Consider the following 23,400-nt stretch of genomic DNA (forward strand, 5'->3'; position numbering starts at 1 on the left):
GATTCTTAACGAACGGCCCGTACCGTAGGCTCTCACACGACAAGGTACGCCATGCGCTTTTCCAAGCTCGCCCTCCTGGGCGCCATGACCCTCACCGCGATCGGCTTCGGAACGGGCGCGGAAGCGCAGGGCCCCTACGGCAACCCCGGCTACGTCCGCGTCAGCCAGCCGCTGCCGATCCGCATCCGTCCGCGCTCCTGGCTCGATGCCGGCAACGTGGTCGAGCCCGGCAACGGTTCGGTGTCGAACCCGGCCACCAACCCGGCCTTCATCGCCGCCTCGACCCAGCTCAACCCGCCCTACGGCCGCAACGACCGCTTCGGCGGCGGCATCCTGCCCGACCCGATCACCAACGGCCCGTTCATCGGCGCGCGCTCGACCGCGATCCGCAACGTCGACCTCTCGGCCATCGACGCCATCGATCCGACCTCCTACGTCGCGCGCTACGGCAACCCTTACCGGTAAGCTCTTCGTACCGATCACGGCAACCGGAAGCGGGCCCTTCGGGGCCCGTCTTCGTTTGCGGCCGTGCGCCGGTCAGGTCTTCAGCACCGGCTCGGCCACGTCGCCGGCGCCGCGCTCGGCGAGGTAGTGCGGCTGGAACAGGCACATCCGCACCGCGTCGCGGTAGCGGCCGTTCACGAAGAACTCGTCCTTGAGAATGCCTTCGGGGCGAAAGCCGCAACTCTCGTAGATGCCCGCCGCGCGCTTGTTGTCCTTGTCCACGTGCAGGTAGAGCTTGTGGATGTTGAGCACCTTGAAGGCGTAGTCGATGGCGATGCGGGTGGCGCGCTTGGCGTAGCCCCTGCCCTGATGGTCGGGGTGGATCGCGATCTGGAATTCGCAGCGGCGGTGCAGGTGGTTGATCTCCACGAGTTCGACCATGCCCGCCGGCTCGCCGCGATCCGTGGCGATGATGAAGCGGCGCTCGGTCTGGTTGTGGATGTTGCGCTCGTAGAGCTGCGCCAGTTCCGCGAAGGACTCGTAGGCCTCCTCGAACCAGTAGCGCATGATGCTGTCGTTGTTGTTGAGCTGGTGCACGAAGAGAAGATCCTCGCGCTCCAGCGGTCGCAGTTTGATACTCATGTCCGTACTCGGCCGGGGCTGATCCGTTCGTGATCCCAGGCCTACTCCCACGCCGACCAAGACGGAATGATGAAAGCCGGCTCTAAGTAGAAACAGGCTCTACGGGTTTGAGTTGGCACGCAAGTCCGAGGCGCTCGATCTGGCGGACGAGCGCCTTGGCTCGCATGGTCGGCGTGGCCTTGCGGAAGTGGTGGGCCGGTTTTCCCGGAGGCTCCTGCGGGGCCCGTCAAGCCGGATGAGCGGAAAAGACGGTCGACTCGTAGACCGACTCGCGAGAAAAGGCCGGCGAGAGAAGGCGGGACGGTGCCGCCGCGTGGAAACGGATGCCTCGATCGCGCGTCTCCCGAGCGGAGCGACCGGTTGGCGGAGGACGCTTCCGCCGGGCGGAGTAGGGAGTTTCGGGTGCGACCCTGGCGCGAGGGACCGGGCGACCGGCGCAGCTACCATCACGGCAACCTCAAGGAGGCGCTGATCGAGGCGGCGCGCCGATTCATCGCCGAGCGCGGCATCGGCGGTTTCACCTTGGTCGATGCGGCTCGGCTGGTCGGCGTCACACCGGCCGCGCTCTATCGCCATTTCCGCGGGCGCGAGGCGTTGTTGGAAGAGGTGGCCGGCCGGGGTTTCGCCGACCTTGCCGACCGACTCGCCCGCGCGCTCACCGGCCGCGGCACGCCGCTGGAGCGCTTCACCCGCATGGGCGAAGCCTATCTCGCCTTCGCCGAGGAGGAACCGGGCTACTACGCCGCCATCTTCGAGGTGCGTGGCCAGGCGGTGCCCGCTCCCGCCACTGACAGGCCAAACCCGTTCGACCTGCTGGTCGAGGCCCTGCGCTCGACCTTCCCCGACGGCTTCGCCGGCGTCGATCCGCGCTTCCTCGCCCTGGAGGTCTGGGCACTGTCGCACGGCATCGCCACGCTCTCGGCCGCAGGCCAACTCCCGAAGCCCGGGCCTGACAAGTACGAACTGCTCCGCGCGGGCGTGCTGGCCCTCGTCCACGGTGCCGGCGGACGGGCAAAGGAAAAGCCTTGAGCGGCAGCCCTTGAAACGGCCGAGGCGGCTCCGCATGTGAATGTTGTTCACATTCACACCCGGAGCCTTCAGCCGTGAACACGTCCTCCACCTCTCCCTGGTCCTGCGGCGCGTCTCACCGCAGCGGCCCCTTTCCCAAACGCTCGCTCGAGATCGGCGCCATCGTCGTCGGCTTCATCTACTGGTGGCCGATCGCCGTCGCCTACGTGGCCTGGAAGATCGCGGGCTATCCCGCGCTCGGCCAGATGAAGGCGTTCGCCAACAGCGGCAGCTTCAGCTTCGCCGGCGGCAACGGCCCGTCGCGCTTCGCCCGCGCCTACGAGGCGGCCAAGGGCTTCTCCGGCACCGGTGCCCCCAGCGGCAACTGGGCCTTCGAGGAGTACCGCCGGGCCGAGTTGGAGCGTCTCGAAGCGCGCCGCCGCGCCCTTCAGGAGGAGAGCCGGGCCTTCGCCGAGTTCGTCGAGGAGCTGAAGCGGGCCAAGGACCGCGAGCAGTTCGACGCTTTCATGGCCAAGCGCCGCTCCGAAGGCGGCGGCCCGACCATCGACGCCTGATCGGCCAAGTCTCGGTCAAGTCTCGGCCAAGCCCAAGCAACCTCGGCCAAGCCCAAGCGAGCAACGCGTTCGAACGAAAGGCTCCCCGCCGATCCCGGCGGGGAGCCTTTCGCGCGTTTGGAGCCGAAACGGGGTGCGGTGCGGCGAATCCGTCACACCGGGCGGTTGTCGCAGGCCGGCGCCGCCATAACTGCCGCGGCCGGGAACAAGCGAAGCCCGGGCGCCTTGTGAGACACAGGAAACGCCCGCCAGCCTGAACGACGATCGATTCCACTTCCAGCGGAGACCGGTGGCCTGATGCGGCGCGCCCATGCGATGCGGTTCGGCAGCGAGCTTGCCGAGGACGGTGTGCGGTTCGCCCTCTGGGCGCCGACCGCCAAGGATGTGACCCTCGTCGCGGACGGGGCCGACCACCCCATCCCCGATGTGGGCGACGGCTGGCGCCGCACGACGCTGCCGGGCGTGAAGGCCGGCGCACGCTACGGCTTCCGCATCGACGGCGGTCCCGTCGTTCCCGACCCCGCCTCGCGCTTCCAGCCCGGGGACGTGTCCGAGCCGTCCGAGGTCATCGACCCGGATGCCTTCGCCTGGACCGACGACGCCTGGAAGGGGCGGCCGTGGGAAGAGGCCGTCGTCTACGAACTGCATGTCGGCACCGCGACGCCCGAGGGCACCTATGCGGGCCTGGAGAAGCGGCTCGACGATCTGGTCGATCTCGGCGTCACCGCGATCGAACTGCTGCCGCTCGCCGACTTCAAGGGCACCCGCAACTGGGGCTACGACGGCGTCCTGCCCTACGCCCCGGATTCGGTCTACGGGCGGCCGGAGGATCTCAAGCACCTGATCGACACCGCCCACGCCAAGGGGCTGATGGTGCTGATCGACTGCGTCTACAACCATTTCGGCCCGGCCGGGAATTATCTCCACGCCTACGCCAAGACGTTCTTCACCGAGCGCCACCAGACACCGTGGGGCGCCGGCATCAACTTCGACGGCAAGGAATCCGGCCCCGTCGTGCGCGACTACTTCATCGAGAACGCGCTGTACTGGCTGGAGGAATACCATTTCGACGGCATCCGCTTCGATGCGGTCCACGCCATCCTCGACGATTCCGAAAAGCACTTCCTGGCCGAACTCGGCGAGACGATCCGCAGCGCGTTCCCGGACCGGCACGTCCACTTGATCCTGGAGAACGAGGCCAATCAGGCCCGCTGGCTGGAGCGCGACGGCGAGGGCCGGCCGATCCTTCACAGCGCGCAATGGGCGGACGACCTGCACCATTGCTGGCACGTTCTGCTGACCGGCGAGAAGGCCGGCTACTACGAGAGCTTCGCCGACCGTCCGGTCGAGCATCTCGCCCGCTGCCTCGCGGAGGGCTTCGCCTATCAGGGCGAACCGTTCCCGACCCTCGACAACCATCCCCGCGGCGAGCCTTCGGGCCACCTGCCGCCGTCGGCCTTCGTCACCTTCCTCCAGAACCACGATCAGGTCGGCAACCGGGCGCTGGGCGAACGGCTCAGCCACCTCTCCGACCCGAAAAGACTCGCGCTCGCCCGTGCCGGGCTGCTGCTGGCGCCGCAGATCCCGATGCTGTGGATGGGCGAGGAATGGTCGGCCTCCGCCCCGTTCCTGTTCTTCGTGGATTTCGCGCCCGACGAGGAGCTGAACAAGGCGGTGCGCGAAGGCCGCCGCCGCGAGTTCAAGAGCTTCGCGGCGTTTGCCGACGACACCTCGGTGATCCCCGATCCGACCGAAGCCAGGACCTTCGAGGATTCGAAGATCGATTGGGACGAGGCCGAGACCGAGCCCCACCGCGCGGTCTGGGCCGACACCCGCAACCTGCTTCAGATTCGCCGCCAGAGCGTGGTGCCGCTGACCAAGTCCCGCTTCCTCGGCGCCAAGGCCGGGATCCCGGCGCCCGGCGTGGTCGATTGCACCTGGCGCTACGAGGACGGCTGGCTGCGCTTCATCGCCAATGTCGGTGACGCCGACTACGAGGCGACCGCTGCGAGCGGTCAGGTGATCTGGTCGAACGGGGGGTCGCGACAGGCCATGCAACTGCCGTCCTGGACCGGCGTGTTCCTGATCGGGGGCGAGCGGTGAGTTCTTCCGACGTGAGTGCCCTGGAACGTCTCGCCGACCTCGTCGGCATCGCCGACGGTTTCACCGATGCCTTCGGGCAGCGGGTCGATACGCCGCTCGAAATCCGTCGCGGCATGCTGGAAGCGCTCGGCTTCGCCGCCGGCGACGACCAGGCCATCCGAAAAAACCTCGCCTCGGTCGAGGCGGTGCGCGCCAACGTGATCCCGCCGCTGCTCGCGGCCGAGGCGCGGCGCGGCGTGCGCGTGCCGGTGCGGATGGACGTGAGTTCCGGCGCCGTCGCGTGGCGCCTCGTGGACGAGCACGACCGCTCCCGCGAGGGACGCGCCACCCTGACCGCCTCGGAGGACGGTGCCGGCTTCGACCTGCCGCCGCTGACGCCGGGCTATCATCAGCTCTCCGTGACGATCGGCGATCGCCAAGCACGAGCCTGGATCGTCGCCGCGCCGCGGCGCTGCTGGCGGCCCCGGGCCTACGCCGAGGACGGCGCCCGCGATTGGGGTCTCGCGGCGCAGCTCTACGGGCTGCGTTCGCCGGACAATCTCGGTATCGGCACCTACGCCGATGCCGGCCGCGCCGCCCGCGACGCGGCACTTCGGGGCGCCTCGTTCCTGGGCCTGAGCCCGGCCCACGCCCTGTTCCCGACGGACCGGGCGAAGATCTCGCCCTATTCGCCGTCTTCGCGTCTGTTTCTCGAAACCCTCTACATCGAGCCGGCGGCGCTGCCGGGCTTTGCCGGAAGCCGTGCCGCCGGCATCCTCGAAAGCCACCGCGCCCGCATCGAGTCGCTGCGCGACACCTCGCTGGTCGACCACGCCGGCGTGTGGGAGGTGCTCTCGCCGGTTCTCGAAGCGGTGTGGGAGGATTCCGACGCGCGGGCCGGCAAGGATGCGGCGTTCGCGGCCTTCCGCGAGGAGGGCGGCGAGAACCTCGAATCCCACGCGACCTTCGATGCGCTGTCGGAGCATTTCCGGGGACAAGGCGCGCACTGGCTCGGCGATTGGCCGGAGGCGTATCGCCGCGCCGGCACCGACGCGGTTCGTGCCTTCGCCGAGAGCCACGCCGACCGCATCGGTTGCCACGTCTTCCTGCAATACCTCGCCGACCGGCAGCTCGCGGCCGCGTCCGAGCTGGCGCTGAAATCCGGCATGCGGCTCGGGCTCTACCGCGATCTGGCGGTGGGTGCCGACCGGGGCGGCTCCGAGATCTGGTCCCACCCCGAGCGCTTCGCCAACGGCGTCTCGATCGGCGCGCCGCCCGATCTCCTCGCCCCCAAGGGCCAGGACTGGGGCTTGCCCGCCTTCGACCCGCTGGAGATGGAGCGGGACGGCCTCAAGGCGTTCCGGGCCCTGGTGAAGGCGAACATGCGCCATGCCGGCGCGATCCGCATCGACCACGCCTTCCAGCTCGCGCGCCTGTTCCTGATCCCGCTCGGCAAGTCCGCCCGCGAGGGCGCCTACGTCCTGATGCCGTTCGAGCCGATGCTGGCGGTGCTGCGGCTGGAGAGCCACCGCGCCAAATGCCTCGTCATCGCCGAGGATCTCGGCACGGCCCCGGAGGGCTTCTCCGACGCGCTGATGCAGTCGGGCATCCTCAGCTACCGCATCCTCGCCTTCGAGCGGGAGCACGGGGGTGCCTTCAAGGCGCCGGAGGCCTACCCGAAGGACGCGCTCACCGCGATCACCACCCACGACCTGCCGACCTTCGTCGGCTGGTGGCGCGGGGTCGACACCGACACCCGCCAGTCGCTCGGCCTCTACGATGCCGACCGGGCCGAGGCCGAGCGCACCGAGCGCGTGGCCGAACGCTGGCGCCTGTCGGAGGCGCTGGCGAGCCAGCAGCTCCTGCCGGGTTCCGAGCCGCCGGAGCACGCGCCGTTCGAGGCGGCCGCGCGCTACCTCGCCCGCGCTCCGTCGATCCTCACGGCCGTCCAGTACGAGGACGTGGTCGGCGAACTCTCCCAGGCCAACGTGCCGGGCTCGACCGAGGGCTATCCGAACTGGCGGCGCAAGCTCGACCGCAATCTGGAGGCCATCGCCGCGCCGGGCGGGCCGCTGGCCAAGCTCGCCGCCGCCCTCTCGGCCGAGGAGCGCGGGCCGCGCTCGGGCGCGGCGCGCCTCGCCTCGGCGCCGCCGCGGGCGACCTACCGCCTGCAGTTCCACGAGGGTTTCACCTTCGCGGACGCGGAGAGGATCGTCCCGTACCTGCAGAAACTCGGGGTCAGCCACGTCTACGCCTCGCCGTTGCAGCGGGCGCGGCCGGGCTCGACCCACGGCTACGACATCGTCGACCACTCGCAGATCAACCCGGAGATCGGCGGCGAGGAGGGCTTTCGCAGCTTCACCGACGCCCTGCACGCGCACGGGCTGAAGCTCCTGCTCGACATCGTGCCCAACCACATGGGCGTCGGCGGGGCCGACAATCCGTGGTGGCTCTCGGTGCTCGAATGGGGCGGCCTGTCGCCCGCGGCCAACGCCTTCGACATCGACTGGGAACGGCTCGGCGCCAACGGCAAGCTCGTCATCCCCTTCCTCGGCGAGCGCTACGGCGAAGCGCTGGAGAAGGGCACGCTCGAACTGAAGTTCGACGAGGAGGCCGGCGCCTTCAGCATCTGGCACTACGAGCACCAGTTCCCGGTCTGCCCGCTGCAATACCCGACGATCCTGAACCGCGCGCTCGCCGCGCTCGGCGAGATCGGCGACGACATGTCGGCGGAAGTCCTCGCCATCACCGAGCGCCTGCGCTCCATGGGTGAGGAGACCCATCCCGAGCGCCGCCGGGCCATGCCCGAGGCCGCCGAGGAGCTGAAGCGCCAGCTCGCCGGCGCGGTTCGAGCCTCGCCGCAGATCGCCGCCTCGATCTACCGCGCGCTGCACCTGCTCAACGGCAACCGCGACTATCCCGACAGCTTCGGGCCGCTGCACCGGCTGCTCGAACAGCAATCCTACCGGCTCGCCCACTGGCGGATCGCGTCGAGCGACATCAACTACCGCCGCTTCTTCGACGTGAACTCGCTCGCCGGCCTGCGCGTCGAGTTGTCGGACGTGTTCGTGCGCTCGCACGACCTGCTGTTCCGCCTGATCGGCGAGGGCCGCATCGACGGCCTGCGCATCGATCACATCGACGGCCTTGCCGATCCGCTCGGCTATGCGAGGGCGCTTCAGGCCGCGGTCGGTCCCGGCTTCTACATCGTGGTCGAGAAGATCCTGGAGCCCGGCGAAAAGCTGCGCGACTGGCCCGTCGCCGGCACCACCGGCTACGACGTGCTCAACCAACTCGACGGCATCCTCGTCGACAAGGCGCTGAAGCCGCGCATCGAAAAGTTCTACCGCTGGGCCACCGACAGGGACGAGCCCTACGGCTTCCAGTTCCGGGCGGCCAAGGCGGAGATCCTCGAGATCAGCTTCGCCTCGGAACTCGAGGTGATGACCGGCGACCTCAAGCAGATCGCCGATTCCGACCGGCGCACGCGCGACTTTTCCACCAACGCCATCCGCCGGGCGCTGATCGAGATCGTGGCGCGCTTCCCCGTCTACCGCTCCTACCTGCCGGGCGATCTCGACGAGACCGAAGTCGAGGCCGAGGACGTGCGACTGATCGAGGGGGCGGTGCGCAAGGCCAAGCGCTGGAGCGCCCTGCCGGACCGATCGGTTCACGACTTCGCCGCCGACGCGCTGCTCGGCCGCATCGATGTCGGCGGCGCCGGGCAGCCCGATCCGCAGGTGGTGCTGCGTTTCCGCCGCCGCTTCCAGCAGCTCACCGGCCCGGTGATGGCCAAGAGCCTGGAAGACACGCTGTTCTACCGCTTCGCCGAACTGCTGGCGCTCAACGAGGTCGGCGGCGATCCGGGCGAGTACGGGATCGACGCGGAGCGCTTCCACGCGCTCCAGGCCGCGCGCGCCCGCGACTGGCCGAACGCGATGATCACCACGGCCACCCACGACACCAAGCGCGGCGAGGACGCCCGCTCGCGCCAGCTCGCCCTGTCCGAGATGCCGGAGGAGTGGGCCCGCGCCTGGGACACGTGGCGGCGGGCCTCGGAAGTCCACGTCGAGCCGGTCGAAGGCGAGCCGGCGCCGGACGCCAACGACCAGTGGATGTTCCTGCAGGCCATCCTCGGCGCGTGGCCACTGGAGCTTCTCGAACGCGACGACGCGGATGGGATCGAGGATTTCCGCAAGCGCCTCGACGCCTATGCCGAGAAGGCTTTGCGCGAGAGCAAGCGCCGGTCGAGCTGGGTCAACGTCGACGAGGCCTACGAACAGGCCGTGCACGGCCTGTTCGCCGCACTCGTCGCGCCGGGCTCCGACTGCCTCGCCCGTCTGCGGCCGCTCGTGCGGCGGCTCGCCTTCCTCGGCATGATCGCCGGACTCGGGCGCACGGTGCTCAAATGCACCCTGCCCGGCATTCCCGATACGTATCAGGGTACAGAGTTCTGGGACTTCTCCTTCGTCGATCCCGACAACCGGCGGCCGGTCGATTACGAGGCGCGCGCCCGGGCCCTCGAAGCGGGGAGGGCGCCGGCCGACCTGATCGGGTCGTGGTCGGACGGGCAGGTGAAGCAGGCGACCCTCGCCCGCCTGCTCGCCGACCGCGCGGCGCGCCCGGCCTTCTACGCCGATGCCGATTACCGGCCCCTGGCCGCGGAGGGCGCGCGCGCCGGGCACGTGATCGCCTTCACCCGCTCGGCGGCGACGTCCGGCGAGGACGATCTGCTGGTGGCGGTGCCGCGGCTGGTCGCACGGCTGACGCCCGAATCGGCTTGGTCGGGCGAGGCCTTCGCCGGCACCGGCCTGCCGGTGCCGGCCGGCAGCCGCTGGACCGACGTCATCGGCGGCGGCGAGGTCGCCGCGGAGGGCGACCGTCTCGACCTCGGTCGGCTGTTCGCGACGCTGCCCTATGTGGTGCTGCGGCGGACCGCGTAGGGCGCTCTCTGCCGAAAAGGCGTCAAAACAAGCGCGCGAAGGCGTGAAGCGACGAGACGGAGGCGAGCCATGAACGCACCGAACACCGCGATGACGCCCGCGACGCGCACCGGAGCGGAGACGGTGGCCCTGCCCGCCGCCTTCGCCCCCCGCGCCGAGGGCCCGCGCATCTACAACCTGTTCCCGCTCCTCGTCGGCACGGTCTCGGCCTGGACGGCCGAGCTGCCGCGCATCGCCGGCCTCGGCTTCGACTGGGTCTATCTCAACCCGTTCCACCAGACCGGCGGCTCGCGCAGCCTCTACGCGGTGGCCGATCTCGACCGGCTGGACGAGCGCTTTCGCGACGACGACGGGACTTCGGACGACGAGCAGATCGCCCGGTTCTGCCGCACGGCGGAGTCGCACGGCGTCTCGGTGATGAGCGACCTCGTCATCAACCACACCGCCGACAACGCCCACCTGTTCCACGAGCGGCCGGACCTGTTCGTGCGCGACAGCGAAGGCAAGCCGGTGAGCCCGGCGGCGATCGATCCGGACGATCCGTCGAAGCGGACCGTCTGGGGCGACCTGATCGAGCTCGACTACCATTCCGAGCACGCCCGCCACGAACTGACCCGGATCTTCGACGGCTACATCGCCCGGCTTCAGACGCTCGGCGTGCGCGGCTTCCGCTGCGATGCCGCCTACAAGGTGCCGCCGGAGGTCTGGCGCGCCCTGATCCGGGCGGCGAAGGAGCGCGATCCGCAGGCGCTGTTCGCGGCCGAGACGCTGGGCTGCACCTTCGAGGAAGCACAGGCGACCGCGGGCGCCGGCTTCGACTACCTGTTCAATTCCTTCGCGTGGTGGAACCTCAAGGCGCCCTGGGCCCTGGAGCAGTACGAGCGCCTGCGCGTCGTCGCGCCCTCCATCGCCTTCCCGGAAAACCACGACATGGGTCGGCTGGCCGCCGAGATGTCCGGCGATGCGGCGGCGATCGCCGAGCGGCTGAAGACGCGCTACGCGCTTTCGGCTTTCTTCTCGGCCGGCGTGCTGATGCCGATCGGTTACGAGTGGGGCTATCGCCGCGCCCTCCACGTGGTCGAGACCGATCCCGGCGCGCGCGAGCACGAGACCGGCATCGACATCTCGGGCTTCGTGAAGGCGGTCAACGCGCTGAAGGCCGAGATCCCGGCCGCCAACGTCGAGGGCGCGCAGATGCGGCTCTCGGCACCGGATGCGCCCTTCACCGCCCTGTTCCGCACCGATACCGGTCACCCGGCCTCGGCGCATTCGGCGACGCTGGTGCTGTTCAACCCGAGCGACAGCCCGGTCCCGGTCGATGCCGGCCGGCTGATCGAGCGGACCGGCGGCCTGCTCGGCACCTTCGTCGATCGCACGCCGGAAGCCGAGCCGATCGCCTTCCACCCCGGCGCCAGCATCGACCTTCGGCCGGGCGAGCTGCGCATCCTCGTGGCCGAGCGCGCCAAGGTCGCCGCCCCGCCGCCCGCGACGACGCCGGAGGGCAAGGGCCGGGTCGTCATCGAGGCGGTCAGCCCCGAGATCGACGGCGGCCGCTCGGCGGTGAAGCGCGTCGTCGGCGAGCAGGTGCGCGTCGAGGCCGACATCTTCTCCGACGGCCACGAGATCATCAATGCGGCGATCCTCTCCCGCGTCGTCGGCGAGGAGACGTGGCGGCGCGATCCGATGGTGTTCGTGGACAACGACCGTTGGGCCGGCCACTTCCCGCTGGAGCGCAACGCCCGCTACGAGTTCACGGTCGAGGCGTGGCGCGACGGCTTCTCCTCCTGGGTGCGCGACACCCTGAAGAAGCGCGACGCGGGCGTCGACGTGCGCCTGGAAACCATCGAGGGCGTCGAACTGATCCAGATCGCCGAGGATCTGGCGCTAGGGGCCGACAAGCAGCGGCTCGACGCGCTGATCCGCTCGCTCGCCGCCGAGCCCGAGGGCTCGCCGGCGATCCTCGAGAAGATCCTGGCGCCTGAATCCACCGCCCTGATCCGGCGCAATGCCGAGCGGGTGAACCTGTCGCGCTATCCGGTGAACGTCCCGGTGATCGCCGACCGTCTCGCGGCCCGTTTCTCGGCTTGGTACGAGATCTTCCCGCGCTCGCAATCGGGCGATCCGAACCGTCACGGCACCTTCCAGGACGTGATCCGGCGCCTGCCGGAGATCCGCGAACTCGGCTTCGACGTGCTCTACTTCACGCCGATCCATCCGATCGGGAAGACCAACCGCAAGGGCAAGAACAATACGCTGAAGGCGAAAGCAGGCGATGTCGGCTCGGTCTACGCCGTCGGCTCGGAAGAGGGCGGCCACGAGGCGGTGCATCCCGAGCTCGGCACGCTGGAGGATTTCCGCCAGCTCGTCGCGGCCAGCCACGCGCACGGCATGGAGGTCGCGATCGACTTCGCGATCCAGTGCTCGCCCGATCATCCCTGGATCAAGAACCACCCCGAATGGTTCGAGTGGCGGCCCGACGGCACGCTGAAATTCGCCGAGAACCCGCCGAAGAAGTACGAGGACATCTCCAACGTCCACTTCTACGGGGGAGCGCTGCCCTCGCTCTGGATCGAGCTGCGCGACATCGTGCTCGGCTGGTGCGCCCACGGCGCCCGCATCTTCCGGGTCGACAACCCGCACACCAAGCCGATCCCGTTCTGGCAGTGGATGCTGGGGGAGGTGAACGCGCGCTACCCGGACGCGATCTTCCTGGCGGAAGCCTTCACCCGGCCGAAGATGATGAAGAAGCTGGCGAAAGCCGGCTACCAGCAGAGCTACACCTACTTCACGTGGCGCACCACGAAGCAGGAGCTGACCGATTACGCCCTCGAACTCGCGGGCGAGATGGGCGAGTACTATCGCCCCAACTTCTTCGCCAACACGCCCGACATCAACCCGTACTATCTCCAGACTGGCGGGCGGCCGGGCTTCGTCGTGCGCGCGACCCTCGCCGCGACGCTGTCCTCGATCTACGGCATCTACAACGGCTTCGAACTGTGCGAGGCCGCGCCCTATCCGGGCAAGGAGGAGTACCTCGACTCCGAAAAATACGAGCTGAAGGCCTGGGACCATCACCGCCCCGGCAACATCCGCGAGCACATCATCAAGCTCAATCAGGCGCGCAGGGACAACCCGGCCCTGTGGGACTTCCGGAACATCCACTTCACGGGAGCCGGGAACGACAACGTCATCGCCTACGCGAAGGTGACGCCGGAGCGCGACAACTGCGTGTTCGTGATGGTCAATCTCGACCCGAAGAACCGTCAGGAATGCACCTACGAGGTGCCGCTCTGGCTGCTCGGGCTGCCCGACGACGGGGCGGTCGAGGTCGAGGATCTGCTGCTCGGCTACAAGTTCGAGCTCTACGGCAAGAACCACCGGATCGCCCTCGATCCGGCCGACCGCTCGGCGATCGTCTGGCGCTTGCGTCCCCGGCGGGTTGCCTGAACCGACCCCACTGCTAGATCGGGCGGAATGCGGCGTTCACCGTCGTGTTCTCGCCAAGAAGCGGGCCGAGGAAGCTCGCAGTCCGGCGCCGCAGGGCCCGGTTCCGCTCTCGAAAGTGACGTGAGGCAGCGACGGGATGATCGATCGCAGCGATCCGCAGTGGTACCGTGACGCCATCATCTACCAGATCCACGTCAAGTCGTTCTTCGACTCGACCGATGACGGGATCGGCGATTTCGAGGGCCTGACCCAGAAGCTCGACTACGTCCGCGACCTCGGGGTCACGGCGATCTGGCTGATGCCGTTCTATCCGTCGCCCCTGCGCGACGACGGCTACGACATCGCGGACTATCGCGACATCAACCCGTCCTATGGGACGATGCAGGATTTCCGCCGCTTCGTGGACGCCGCCCACGAGCGCGGCCTGCGCGTCGTCACCGAGCTCGTCATCAACCACACGTCCGACCAGCACCCCTGGTTCCAGCGCGCCCGCGAGGCGCCGGCCGGGAGCCCGGAGCGCGACTTCTACGTCTGGTCCGACACGGACGACAAGTATTCCGACACGCGCATCATCTTCCTCGACACCGAGGTATCGAACTGGACCTGGGACCCGGTCGCCAAGCAGTACTTCTGGCACCGCTTCTACGCGCACCAGCCCGATCTCAACTTCGACAACCCGGCCGTGCTGGAAGCGGTCATCGAGGTGATGCGCTACTGGCTCGACATGGGCGTCGACGGCCTGCGCCTCGACGCGATCCCCTACCTGATCGAGCGCGACGGCACGAACTGCGAGAACCTCTCCGAGACGCACGGCGTCATCAAGGCGATCCGCGCCGCCCTCGACGCCGAGTACCCGGACCGGATGCTGCTGGCCGAGGCCAACCAATGGCCCGAAGAGACCGCCCAGTATTTCGGTGAGGGGGACGAATGCCACATGGCGTTCCACTTCCCGCTGATGCCGCGCATGTACATGGCGATCGCCCGGGAGGACCGGCACCCGATCACCGACATCATGCGCCAGACCCCGGAGATCCCGGAAGGCTGCCAGTGGGCCATCTTCCTGCGCAACCACGACGAGCTGACGCTCGAAATGGTGACGGCGGAGGAGCGTGACTATCTCTGGTCGTTCTACGCCGCCGAGCGGCGCGCCCGCATCAATCTCGGCATCCGCCGCCGCCTCGCGCCGCTCTTGGAGAACGACCGGCGCAAGATCGAGCTGATGAAGTCCCTCGTCCTGTCGATGCCCGGCACGCCGGTGCTCTATTACGGCGACGAGATCGGCATGGGCGACAACATCTATCTCGGCGACCGCGACGGCGTGCGCACGCCGATGCAGTGGTCGCCGGACCGCAACGGCGGCTTCTCCCGCGCCAACCCGCAGAAGCTGTTCCTGCCCGCGATCCAGGACCCGATCTACGGCTACGACGCGATCAACGTCGAGGCGCAGACCCAGGCGCAGACCAGCCTGCTCAACTGGACGCGGCGCATGATCGCGATCCGCAACAACTCGGTCGCGCTCGGCCGCGGCGCGATCCAGTTCCTCTATCCCGCCAACCGCAAGGTGCTGGCGTGGCTGCGCGAGCACGACAACGAGCGCATCCTCTGCGTCGCCAACCTCTCGCGGGCGCCCCAGGCGGTGCAGCTCGACCTGTCGGACCTGCGCGGCGCGATCCCGATCGAGCTGACCGGCGGCAGCGCCTTTCCGGCCATCGGCGAACTGCCCTACCTGCTGACGCTGCCGGCCTACGGCTTCTACTGGTTCTCGCTCTCGGTCGCGAATACCGGCGAGATCGGACCGCAGCCGCAGAGCCCCGAGCTGTTCACGCTGGTCCTGACCGGCGGTATCGAGACCCTGATCAAGGGGCGCGAGCGCATTGCCTTCGAGCGCACCGTGGCGCCGCCCTTCATCGGCTCGCGCCGCTGGTTCGGCGCCAAGGGCTCGCGCATCAAGGCGGTTCAGGTCGACGACAGCGCCATCGTCAAGGACGCCTCCGGCGCGGGCAAGTTCCTGCTGCCGCGGGTGGCGGTGACGCTCGCGAACGGCGAGCGCCAGGACTATTTCGTGCCGCTGGCCGTCGACGAGGGCCGCGAGGACGAGACGTTGATGGACCACGCGGTGGCCCGCGTGCGCCGCGGCCCGCGCACCGGCCTGCTCTACGAGGCCGCCGCGGCGGCGCCCTTCACCGTCGCCCTGATCGAGGCGATGCGCGACGGGGTGACGATCCCGTCCGAGCGCGGCAGCCTCGTCTTCTCCACCACCTCGGCCTACGATCCGGAGGTGCCGTTCGAAGCCGGCGACGTGCGCCGCCTCTCGGCGGAGCAGAGCAACACCTCGATCGCCATCGGCGCGCGGATGATGCTCAAGCTCCTGCGGCGCCTTCAGCCCGGCACCCATCCGGAGATCGAGATCGGGCGCTTCCTCACCGAGCAGGCGCACTTCCCGAACACGCCCGCCCTGCTCGGCGTGGTGGAGCACGTCGCCGAGGACAGCACCCGCACGGCCCTGGCGCTGCTGCAGAAGTTCGTCCTCAACCAGGGCGATGCCTGGACGCTGATGCTGGAAGGCCTGCGGCGCGACTTCGACCTCGTGGTGCTCGCCCCCGAGAGCGAGGCGCCGCATCCGGAAGACGCCTTCAACGACCACCTGCGCTGGGCGCTCCTGCTCGGCCAGCGCACGGCCGAGCTGCACCGGGCCTTCGCCATCGACACCGACGATCCGGCCTTCGAGGCCGAGCCGTTCGGCGAGGCCGATCTCGCGGCGCTCGCCGACGACGCCCGTCATCAGGCCGCCCGCGCCTTCAAGGGGCTCGACGCCATCACGGCGTGGTCGCCGGGCTCGGCGAGCGAGGCGCTGGCGGGCCGCCGCGGCGAGGTCGAGGCACTGATCGACGCGTTGGCCGCGGGCCCGCTGCGCGGCGCCACCAAGACGCGCATCCACGGCGACTACCATCTCGGCCAGGTGCTCGCCTCCGAGGGCGACCTCGTCATCGTCGACTTCGAGGGCGAGCCTTCGCGGCCGGTCGGGCAGCGCCGGGCCAAGTCGACGCCGCTGCGCGACGTGGCGGGGATGCTGCGCTCCTTCGCCTACGGTGCCGAGACGGTGGTGCGCGAGATCGCCGCCCGCTTCGGCGACAGCGAGGAGCGGGCGCGCAACGCGGCGATCGCGTGGCGCGGCATGATCGATGCCGCCTTCCTCGATGGATACCAGCAGGCCGTGGCGGGCAGCCCCGCCGCGGTGGAGGATGTCGAAACCCATCGCGGCCTGCTGCGCCTGAGCCTGCTGACCAAGGCGCTCTACGAGGTCGATTACGAGGTCAACAACCGCCCCGACTGGATCGAAATCCCGGCACGGGGTGTTCTGAACATACTGGATGAAGCCAAGCGCGACCGCGCTTCGGTGTGACTGCCGCGCTCCCGCGCCGAACCGGATTCCCCGCCGGCCCGGGAGAGCTTCCCGAGAGAGGTGACTGGATGACGGCTCTGGACGACAAGGCCGCGGCTCGCAACGATGCCCAACCGGCCGCAAACGTCCCGAACAGGTCAGGCTCGTCCGAGGCGCCGCGCGCGCCCCGGCCGGCGGATTCGCTGGGCGGCGATCAGGGGGCGCCCCGCATCGGTCGCCCGGCGGCGCAGCCCCGCGACACGCACCTCCACCCGGACGCCATCGCCGCCGTCATGGCGGCCGACCACGGCGACGCCTTCGGCGTGCTCGGGCCGCATCGGGTCGGACCCGGCGCCTGGGAGGTCCGCGCGATCCTGCCCGAGGCCAAGGCCGCCCGGCTCATCACGGCGGGGCAGAGCCTCCCGTTCGAGCGCGTCCATCCGGACGGGTTCTACGTCGCCGGCGTGAAGAGCGAGGGGCGGCCCCTCTACGAGATCGAAGTGGAGGCCTGGGACGGCACCGGCACCCGGCGCCACGACCCCTACGGCTTCGGCCCGTCGCTGGAGCAGAGCGAGATCGAGGGCCTGCGCCAGATCGGCAGCAACCTCGTCTACCGCGTGCTCGGCGCCCACGCCGGCGAACTCGACGGCATCGCCGGCTTCCGCTTCGCGGTCTGGGCGCCGAATGCCCGCCGCGTCAGCGTGGTCGGCGACTTCAACGATTGGGACGGCCGGCGCCACCCGATGCGGCTGTGGCTGAACGGCGGCGTCTGGGAGCTGTTCGTGCCGGGCCTCAAGGCCGGACAGAACTACAAGTTCGAGATCCGCGGGCCCGACGGTGCGCTGCTGCCGCTCAAGGCCGACCCGGTCGCCTTCCGCGCCCAGCACCCGCCGCAGACGGCCTCCGTGCTCCAGGGCCTCAACGAGCCGCAATGGCACGACGGCGCCTGGATGGGCTCCCGCAGCGAGAAGGATCCGCGCCACGCCGCCATGTCGGTCTACGAGGTGCATCTCGGCTCGTGGGCGCGGGTGCCGGGCGAGGGCAACCGCTACCTGACCTACAAGGAACTGTCCGAGCGGCTGATTCCCTACGTCAAGGAACTCGGCTTCACCCATATCGAGCTCCTGCCGATCACCGAGTACCCGTTCGACGGCTCCTGGGGCTACCAGCCGGTCTCGCTGTTCGCGCCGACGAGCCGCTTCGGCACGCCCGACGACTTCGTCGCCTTCGTCAACGCCGCCCACGAGGCCGGCATCGGCGTGCTGCTCGATTGGGTGCCGGGGCACTTCCCCCTCGACGCCCACGGCCTCGGCCTGTTCGACGGCACGCATCTCTACGAGCACGCCGACCCGCGCCAGGGCTTCCACCAGGACTGGGGCACCTACATCTACAATTTCGGCCGCTCCGAAGTGTCGGCTTTCCTCGCGGCCAACGCCCGGTTCTGGCTGGAGCACTACCACCTCGACGGCCTGCGCGTGGATGCGGTGGCCTCGATGCTCTACCTCGACTATTCGCGCCGCGCGGGCGAGTGGATCCCGAACCAGTACGGCGGCAACGAGAACCTCGACGCCATCGACTTCCTGCGCAAGACCAACGAGGCGACCTACAGCCACGCCCCCGGCACCGTCACGGTGGCCGAGGAATCGACTTCCTGGCCCGGCGTCTCGCACCCGACCTATACCGGCGGCCTCGGCTTCGGCTTCAAGTGGAACATGGGGTGGATGCACGACACCCTGAAATACATGTCGGAGGATCCGATCCACCGGCGCTACCACCACCACAACCTGACCTTCGGCCTGCTCTATGCCTTCTCGGAAAACTTCGTGCTGCCGCTGTCCCACGACGAGGTGGTGCACGGGAAGGGCTCGCTGCTCGGCAAGATGCCGGGCGACCGCTGGCAGAAATTCGCGAACCTGCGCGCCTATTTCGGCTTCATGTGGGGCCATCCCGGCAAGAAGCTGCTCTTCATGGGCGGCGAGTTCGGCCAGGAGCACGAGTGGAATCACAACCGCTCCCTCGACTGGCACCTGCTCGACGATTCCCTGCATGCCGGCGTCAAGGATCTGATTCGCGACCTGAACCACGTCTACACGTCCACGCCCGCGCTCTTCACCCGCGACGTCGAGCCCGGCGGATTCCAGTGGCTGGTGGCGGACGATTCCGACAATTCGGTCATCGCCTGGGCCCGCAAGGGCAAGGCGGAGGGCGAGGTCGCCATCGTCGTCTCGAACTTCACGCCCGTGCCGCGCGAGGGCTACCGCGTCGGCGTGCCGGCGGGCGGTTACTACCGCGAGGCGATCAACTCGGATGCCGAGCGCTACGGCGGCTCCAACGTCGGCAACATGGGCGGCGTCCGGGCCGAGGCCGAGCCGAGCCACGGGCAGTCGCATTCGCTGAAGCTGACCCTGCCGCCGCTCGCGACCCTGATCCTCGTCCGCGAGGGCTGACCTCGGGGCGGCTCAGCCGCTCCGGGGCCCGAACAGGATCACGGCCATGCCGGCGAGGCAGATGACCCCGCCGGCCACGTCCCAGCGATCGGGCCGGCAGCCCTCGATCCCCCACAGCCAGAGGATCGAGGCGACGATGTAGATGCCGCCATAGGCCGCAAAGGTGCGGCCGGCGGCTTCGCTCTCCGCCAGCGTCAGCAGGGACGCGAACAGCGTCAGCGAGACGAGGCCCGGCGCCACCCACCACACCGGACGACCGAGCCGCAGCCACGCCCAGAAGGCGAAGCAGCCGGCGATTTCCGCGAGCGCGGCGGCAGCGTAGGCGAGCAGGGTCTTGGCCATCGGCGACGCCTGGCCCAGGCCACGCGCGTTGCCAAGCCGACCGCGACGCATCGGCCGGTCGCCGGGCCGTCATCGCGCGTCAGCGAAGCGACATCTCCGCAGAGGTCGGCGTTCTGGATTGCTTCGGCTCCGCCTCGCGATGACGGAGAGGGTGGCCCTTTCCGTCATCGTGAGCCGTCAGGCAAAGCGATCCAGGACCGCGGCGGCACCGGATGGGGCGATCAAGAACCTCGGAAGAATCGTTTCACATCGCAGACGACGAAAGGGCCACCGACCCTCGACGGGTCGACGGCCCCGATCCGGCGCGCCGGAGGCCTGAAAGATCAGTGGCCGCCCTCGGTGGCGTCGCGGGTGGCCTCGTAGAGGAACCACGTGCGTTCCTCGGACTGGTCGATCCATTCCTCCAGCAGGCTGGTCGTCGAGACGTCGTTCGCCTCGTCGGTGACGCCGTGCAGCTCGCGCATGTTGGCGGTCAGCGTCTTGTTGTCGTCCCGCAGTTCCTTCAGCATCTCGAGCGGGCTGACGTAATCGGCGTCGTTGTCGGTCACGCGCTTGAGGCGCTCGGCCTGGCCGAGCGAGCGCAGGGTGGTGCCGCCGATCTTGCGGGCGCGCTCGCCGACCGCGTCGATGATCGCGAAGATCTGCTGCGACTGCTCGTCGAGCAGCAGATGATAGTCGCGGAAGTTCGGTCCGCTGACATGCCAGTGGAAGTTCTTGGTCTTGATGTAGAGCGCGAAGAGGTCCGACAGCAGGACGGTCAAGCCCTCGGAGATCTTCTTGACGTCGTTCGGATCGAGATCGGTCGGGGTGTTGAGACGGTCGCTGGCGACGCGCAGCTTAGCCTTGGCCATGGGTCGTGTCCTTGACGATCTGCAAACGGATTTCTCCGGCGGTGACAGGGCCGGCACTCGTTCGGCAGAATGTGGGACACGGGAGCTTTGTTCCGCCCTGCATGACTGCGCTGCCGTGGATGGGAAGCCGATGTCAGCCGCGCCCGCCGACGAGACCCGGCGGCAGCAGGACCGGATCGCTCCCCGGCGCGCGCTCGGGCGGCGGCGCCGCCTTGCGGGCCTGCGGCTTCGGCGCGGGCGGCACCGCGGCCGGCGGCGGGGACAGGGGCGGCACGGCCGGGGTGACCTTGGCGGATGCAGGCTTGGCCGGGGCGGACTTCGCCGGCACGCCCTGTGCGGCCGAAGGAAGGGCGGCCGACGGCGCGGGGGCCGCGGTTCGGCGGGGCGTCGGCACCGCGCGGGGTGCGATGGCGCCCGTCGTCGTCACGTCGGGCACGGGCGGCGTATCGAGGCCGTAGATGTCGTCGCGGAAATGCACGCGCCCGTCCGAGGTGGCGTAGCCGGTGAGATAGACGAAGGCGACCGGCGTCGGCTTCGCCAGCTTCACGTCGCGCCGCTCGCCCGCGGCGATGGCCGTCTCGATCTCGATCGGTCCCCAGGTCGAGCCCGGCCCGTTCGGCCCCTCGGTGCCTTGGAGCAGCCACGCGGCGAATTCCTTCACCTGCCCGACGCGCACGCAGCCGTGCGAGTGGAATCGCACCGAGCCCGCGAACAGCGATTTCGAGGGCGTGTCGTGCATGTAGATCGCGTGGCGGTTCGGCATGTCGATGCGCACCTGCCCGAGCGAGTTGTCGAGGCCGGAATCCTGGCGCAGCGTGTAGTTGGCCGCATCTCGCGTGTTCCAGTCGATCGCGGTCGGATCGACCTCGACGCCGCCGGGGCCGAGGATGCGGATGCGGTTCCTGGCGAGATAGCCCGGGTTCTTGCGCATCGTCGGGATGATCTCGTTCCTGATCACCGAGACGGGCACGGTCCAGGTCGGGTTGAGGTTGACGTCGGTGATGCGGGTCTCGACCGCGGGCGTCTGCTTGTCGGGCGAGCCGACGACCGCGACGTAGCGGCGCGTGACCGCACCGTTCTCCACCGCCTCGACGGTGGCCGAGGGGATGTTCACGGTGACGTAGCGCTCGCCGAAGGTGAAGGCCGAGCCCATCAGCCGCTGCGCCGAGGCGCGCAACTGGCGCTGGCGCATGTCGGCCGGCACGTTGAGCGCGTTCAGCGTCAGGCGGCCGAGGATGCCGGCGTCCGGCAGGCCGTGGCGGGCCTGGAACGCCTTCACCGCGGCGATCAGCGGCGGGTCGTAGCGGTCGGAGGGCGGCGCATCGGCGGGCAGGTCTCCGGTCAGGGTCAGGTGATGGCGCAGCGACGGGATCGCCGGGTGGCTGTCGCCGGGCTTGGGCGCGAAATCCGCGGGCAGCGTCTTCCAGCCGCCGGCCTCGGCATAGACCTGATAGCGCTCGGCGGCGCGCATGGTGTCGACGAAGGTCTGCGCCGTGTAGGTCGGCAGCGGATCCTCCGAGACGCGGGCATAGACGATCGGCGGCAGTTCCCGGGTCGCCTTCCTGGCCGGCGGCGCCTCGGTCGGAACGGCCACCGTTCCGGCGGTCGGGCGCTCCAGCTTCTGCTCGGGCTTCGCGTCCGCCTTCTCCGGCCGCGGCTCCGGCTTCGGGTCGGCCCTGAGTTCGCGCTTCCGTTCCGGCGCGCCCTCGGCCTTCGGCTCGATCCGCAGGTTGATCCGGGAATCGGGCTGCGGCTCGGGAACGGGCTCGGCCCGCAGCGGGGCGGCGAGCAGGAGCGCCAGGGCGGCGCCGGTGCCGCCGATGAGCCGGGCGCGGCGGGGGCGGCGCGGGGCGGAGATGACGTTCGGCATCGCGGATCCCGTCGGGTGCACGGCGCGATCATCGGCGCGGTTGGTTACCAACTCGCTTCGGCGCCCTGAGGCGGCGTGTGCCGTGGCACGTCGCCCGCGCCGTCCGCGCCATCGATTTCGCCGCGGTGGCCCCGGGGCGCGGGATGTGCAAAACGCGGGGGCAGCCGCCGCCCCGCGAGACCCCCGTGAGCGAAGACAAGCCTTCCAGGCCCGGAAAGACCCTGCTGAACCCCGAGCGCCGGCCGGACGACGTGGATCAGTCGATCCGCCCCCTGAGCCTCGCCGAGTTCATCGGGCAGCGGGCGGCGCGCGCCAACATGCGGATCTTCATCGAGGCGGCCAGGAAGACCGGCCAGGCCCTCGACCACGTCCTGTTCGTCGGCCCGCCGGGCCTGGGCAAGACGACGCTCGCTCAGATCGTCGCCCGCGAACTCGGCGTCAATTTCCGCTCGACCTCCGGCCCTGTCATCGCCAAGGCCGGGGATCTCGCCGCGCAGCTCACCAACCTGGAGGAGCGCGACGTCCTGTTCATCGACGAGATCCACCGCCTCAACCCGGCGGTGGAGGAGATCCTCTACCCGGCGATGGAGGACTACCAGCTCGATCTGATCATCGGCGAGGGTCCGGCGGCGCGTTCGGTGAAGATCGAACTGCCGAAATTCACCCTGGTCGGCGCCACCACCCGCGCCGGCCTGCTGACCACGCCGCTGCGCGACCGCTTCGGTATCCCGATCCGCCTCGAATTCTACGAGATCGACGAGCTCGAACTGATCGTGCGCCGCGGCGCGCGGGTGCTCGGCCTCGGCATGTCGGAGGAGGGCGCCAACGAGATCGCCAAGCGCGCCCGCGGCACGCCGCGCATCGCCGGGCGCCTGCTGCGCCGGGTGCGCGACTTCGCCATCGTCGAGGAGGCGCAGACGGTCAGCCGCGCCATCGCCGACCGGGCGCTGCAGATGCTCGACGTCGATCCCGTCGGCCTCGACGTGATGGACCGCAAGTACCTGACCCTGATCGCCACCTCCTTCGGCGGCGGCCCGGTCGGGATCGAGACCATCGCCGCCGCGCTCTCCGAGCCGCGGGACGCCATCGAGGACATCATCGAGCCCTACCTGATCCAGAAGGGTTTCGTGCAGCGCACCCCCCGCGGGCGGGTGCTGACGCCCCACGCCTTCCGCCACATGGGCTTCGCCGAGCCCCGGCGCGACCCGGGCACCCAGTTCGGGCTTTTTTCCGGGTCCGACGATCCGGATGCCTGAGGCGAAGCGCGCGGACGCTCCGTCTCCGTCACCCGCCGCACGGTCCTGCTCGGGCTCGGCGCGACAGCGCTGACCGGCGCGGGCACGGGCGCCTACGCCGTCGGCATCGAG

Annotated in this window: 13 protein-coding genes; 9 read left to right on the forward strand and 4 right to left on the reverse strand. The window is 69.6% G+C overall.

The features are described from left to right. Positions 1-51: 51 nt before the first annotated feature. Entirely contained in the window at positions 52-465 is a 414-nt protein-coding gene (locus PGN25_15840) for a hypothetical protein (GenBank protein MEH3119009.1), read from the forward strand. 72 nt (positions 466-537) lie between these two features. On the opposite strand, the gene speG is transcribed toward PGN25_15840, so the two are convergent. Further along, positions 538-1,086, reverse strand: a complete 549-nt coding sequence (speG, locus tag PGN25_15845) for a spermidine N1-acetyltransferase (GenBank protein ID MEH3119010.1) — start codon at positions 1,084-1,086, stop codon at positions 538-540. Between the two features lie 402 nt (positions 1,087-1,488). On the opposite strand from speG, the gene PGN25_15850 reads away from it, so the two are divergent. From PGN25_15850 to glgB, 7 genes are all read left to right on the forward strand, one after another. Further along, positions 1,489-2,115 (forward strand): TetR/AcrR family transcriptional regulator, encoded by a 627-nt coding sequence (locus PGN25_15850; protein ID MEH3119011.1) that lies wholly within the window; start codon positions 1,489-1,491, stop codon positions 2,113-2,115. Positions 2,116-2,189: 74 nt separating this feature from the next. Continuing rightward, the gene (locus PGN25_15855) at positions 2,190-2,669 is read left to right on the forward strand and encodes a DUF2852 domain-containing protein (GenBank protein ID MEH3119012.1); all 480 of its coding nucleotides are present in this window, start codon (positions 2,190-2,192) and stop codon (positions 2,667-2,669) included. A gap of 297 nt (positions 2,670-2,966) precedes the next feature. Further along, positions 2,967-4,772 (forward strand): malto-oligosyltrehalose trehalohydrolase, encoded by a 1,806-nt coding sequence (gene treZ / locus PGN25_15860; GenBank protein MEH3119013.1) that lies wholly within the window; start codon positions 2,967-2,969, stop codon positions 4,770-4,772. Continuing rightward, positions 4,769-9,694 (forward strand): malto-oligosyltrehalose synthase, encoded by a 4,926-nt coding sequence (locus PGN25_15865; protein ID MEH3119014.1) that lies wholly within the window; start codon positions 4,769-4,771, stop codon positions 9,692-9,694. The genes treZ and PGN25_15865 overlap by 4 nt, the downstream gene beginning before the upstream one ends. Positions 9,695-9,763: 69 nt before the next feature. Then, the gene (locus tag PGN25_15870; protein ID MEH3119015.1) at positions 9,764-13,141 is read left to right on the forward strand and encodes a DUF3416 domain-containing protein; all 3,378 of its coding nucleotides are present in this window, start codon (positions 9,764-9,766) and stop codon (positions 13,139-13,141) included. Between the two features lie 136 nt (positions 13,142-13,277). Next, positions 13,278-16,544 carry a maltose alpha-D-glucosyltransferase gene (gene treS / locus PGN25_15875; GenBank protein MEH3119016.1) on the forward strand — a complete coding sequence of 1,089 codons (3,267 nt, stop codon included), beginning with the start codon at positions 13,278-13,280 and terminating at the stop codon, positions 16,542-16,544. A 68-nt stretch (positions 16,545-16,612) separates the two neighbouring features. Beyond that, positions 16,613-18,970, forward strand: coding sequence for a 1,4-alpha-glucan branching protein GlgB (gene glgB, locus PGN25_15880; protein MEH3119017.1), 2,358 nt, complete (start codon positions 16,613-16,615; stop codon positions 18,968-18,970). Between the two features lie 12 nt (positions 18,971-18,982). Here glgB and PGN25_15885 read toward each other — a convergent pair whose 3' ends face one another. The 3 genes from PGN25_15885 to PGN25_15895 form a co-directional block, all read right to left on the reverse strand. Continuing rightward, positions 18,983-19,312 carry a YnfA family protein gene (locus PGN25_15885; protein MEH3119018.1) on the reverse strand — a complete coding sequence of 110 codons (330 nt, stop codon included), beginning with the start codon at positions 19,310-19,312 and terminating at the stop codon, positions 18,983-18,985. 323 nt (positions 19,313-19,635) lie between these two features. Then, on the reverse strand, positions 19,636-20,163 hold the full coding sequence (locus tag PGN25_15890) for a DNA starvation/stationary phase protection protein (protein ID MEH3119019.1): 528 nt from the start codon (positions 20,161-20,163) through the stop codon (positions 19,636-19,638). Positions 20,164-20,296: 133 nt separating this feature from the next. Further along, a complete protein-coding gene (locus PGN25_15895) occupies positions 20,297-22,033 on the reverse strand; it encodes a L,D-transpeptidase family protein (GenBank protein MEH3119020.1) in 1,737 nt (578 codons plus the stop codon). A gap of 185 nt (positions 22,034-22,218) precedes the next feature. Here PGN25_15895 and ruvB point away from each other — a divergent pair, with 185 nt between their 5' ends. Further along, positions 22,219-23,289 carry a Holliday junction branch migration DNA helicase RuvB gene (ruvB, locus tag PGN25_15900; GenBank protein MEH3119021.1) on the forward strand — a complete coding sequence of 357 codons (1,071 nt, stop codon included), beginning with the start codon at positions 22,219-22,221 and terminating at the stop codon, positions 23,287-23,289. Positions 23,290-23,400: the final 111 nt, after the last annotated feature.

The organism is Methylorubrum populi (assembly GCA_036946625.1).
Taxonomy (GTDB): Bacteria; Pseudomonadota; Alphaproteobacteria; order Rhizobiales; family Beijerinckiaceae; genus Methylobacterium; species Methylobacterium populi_C.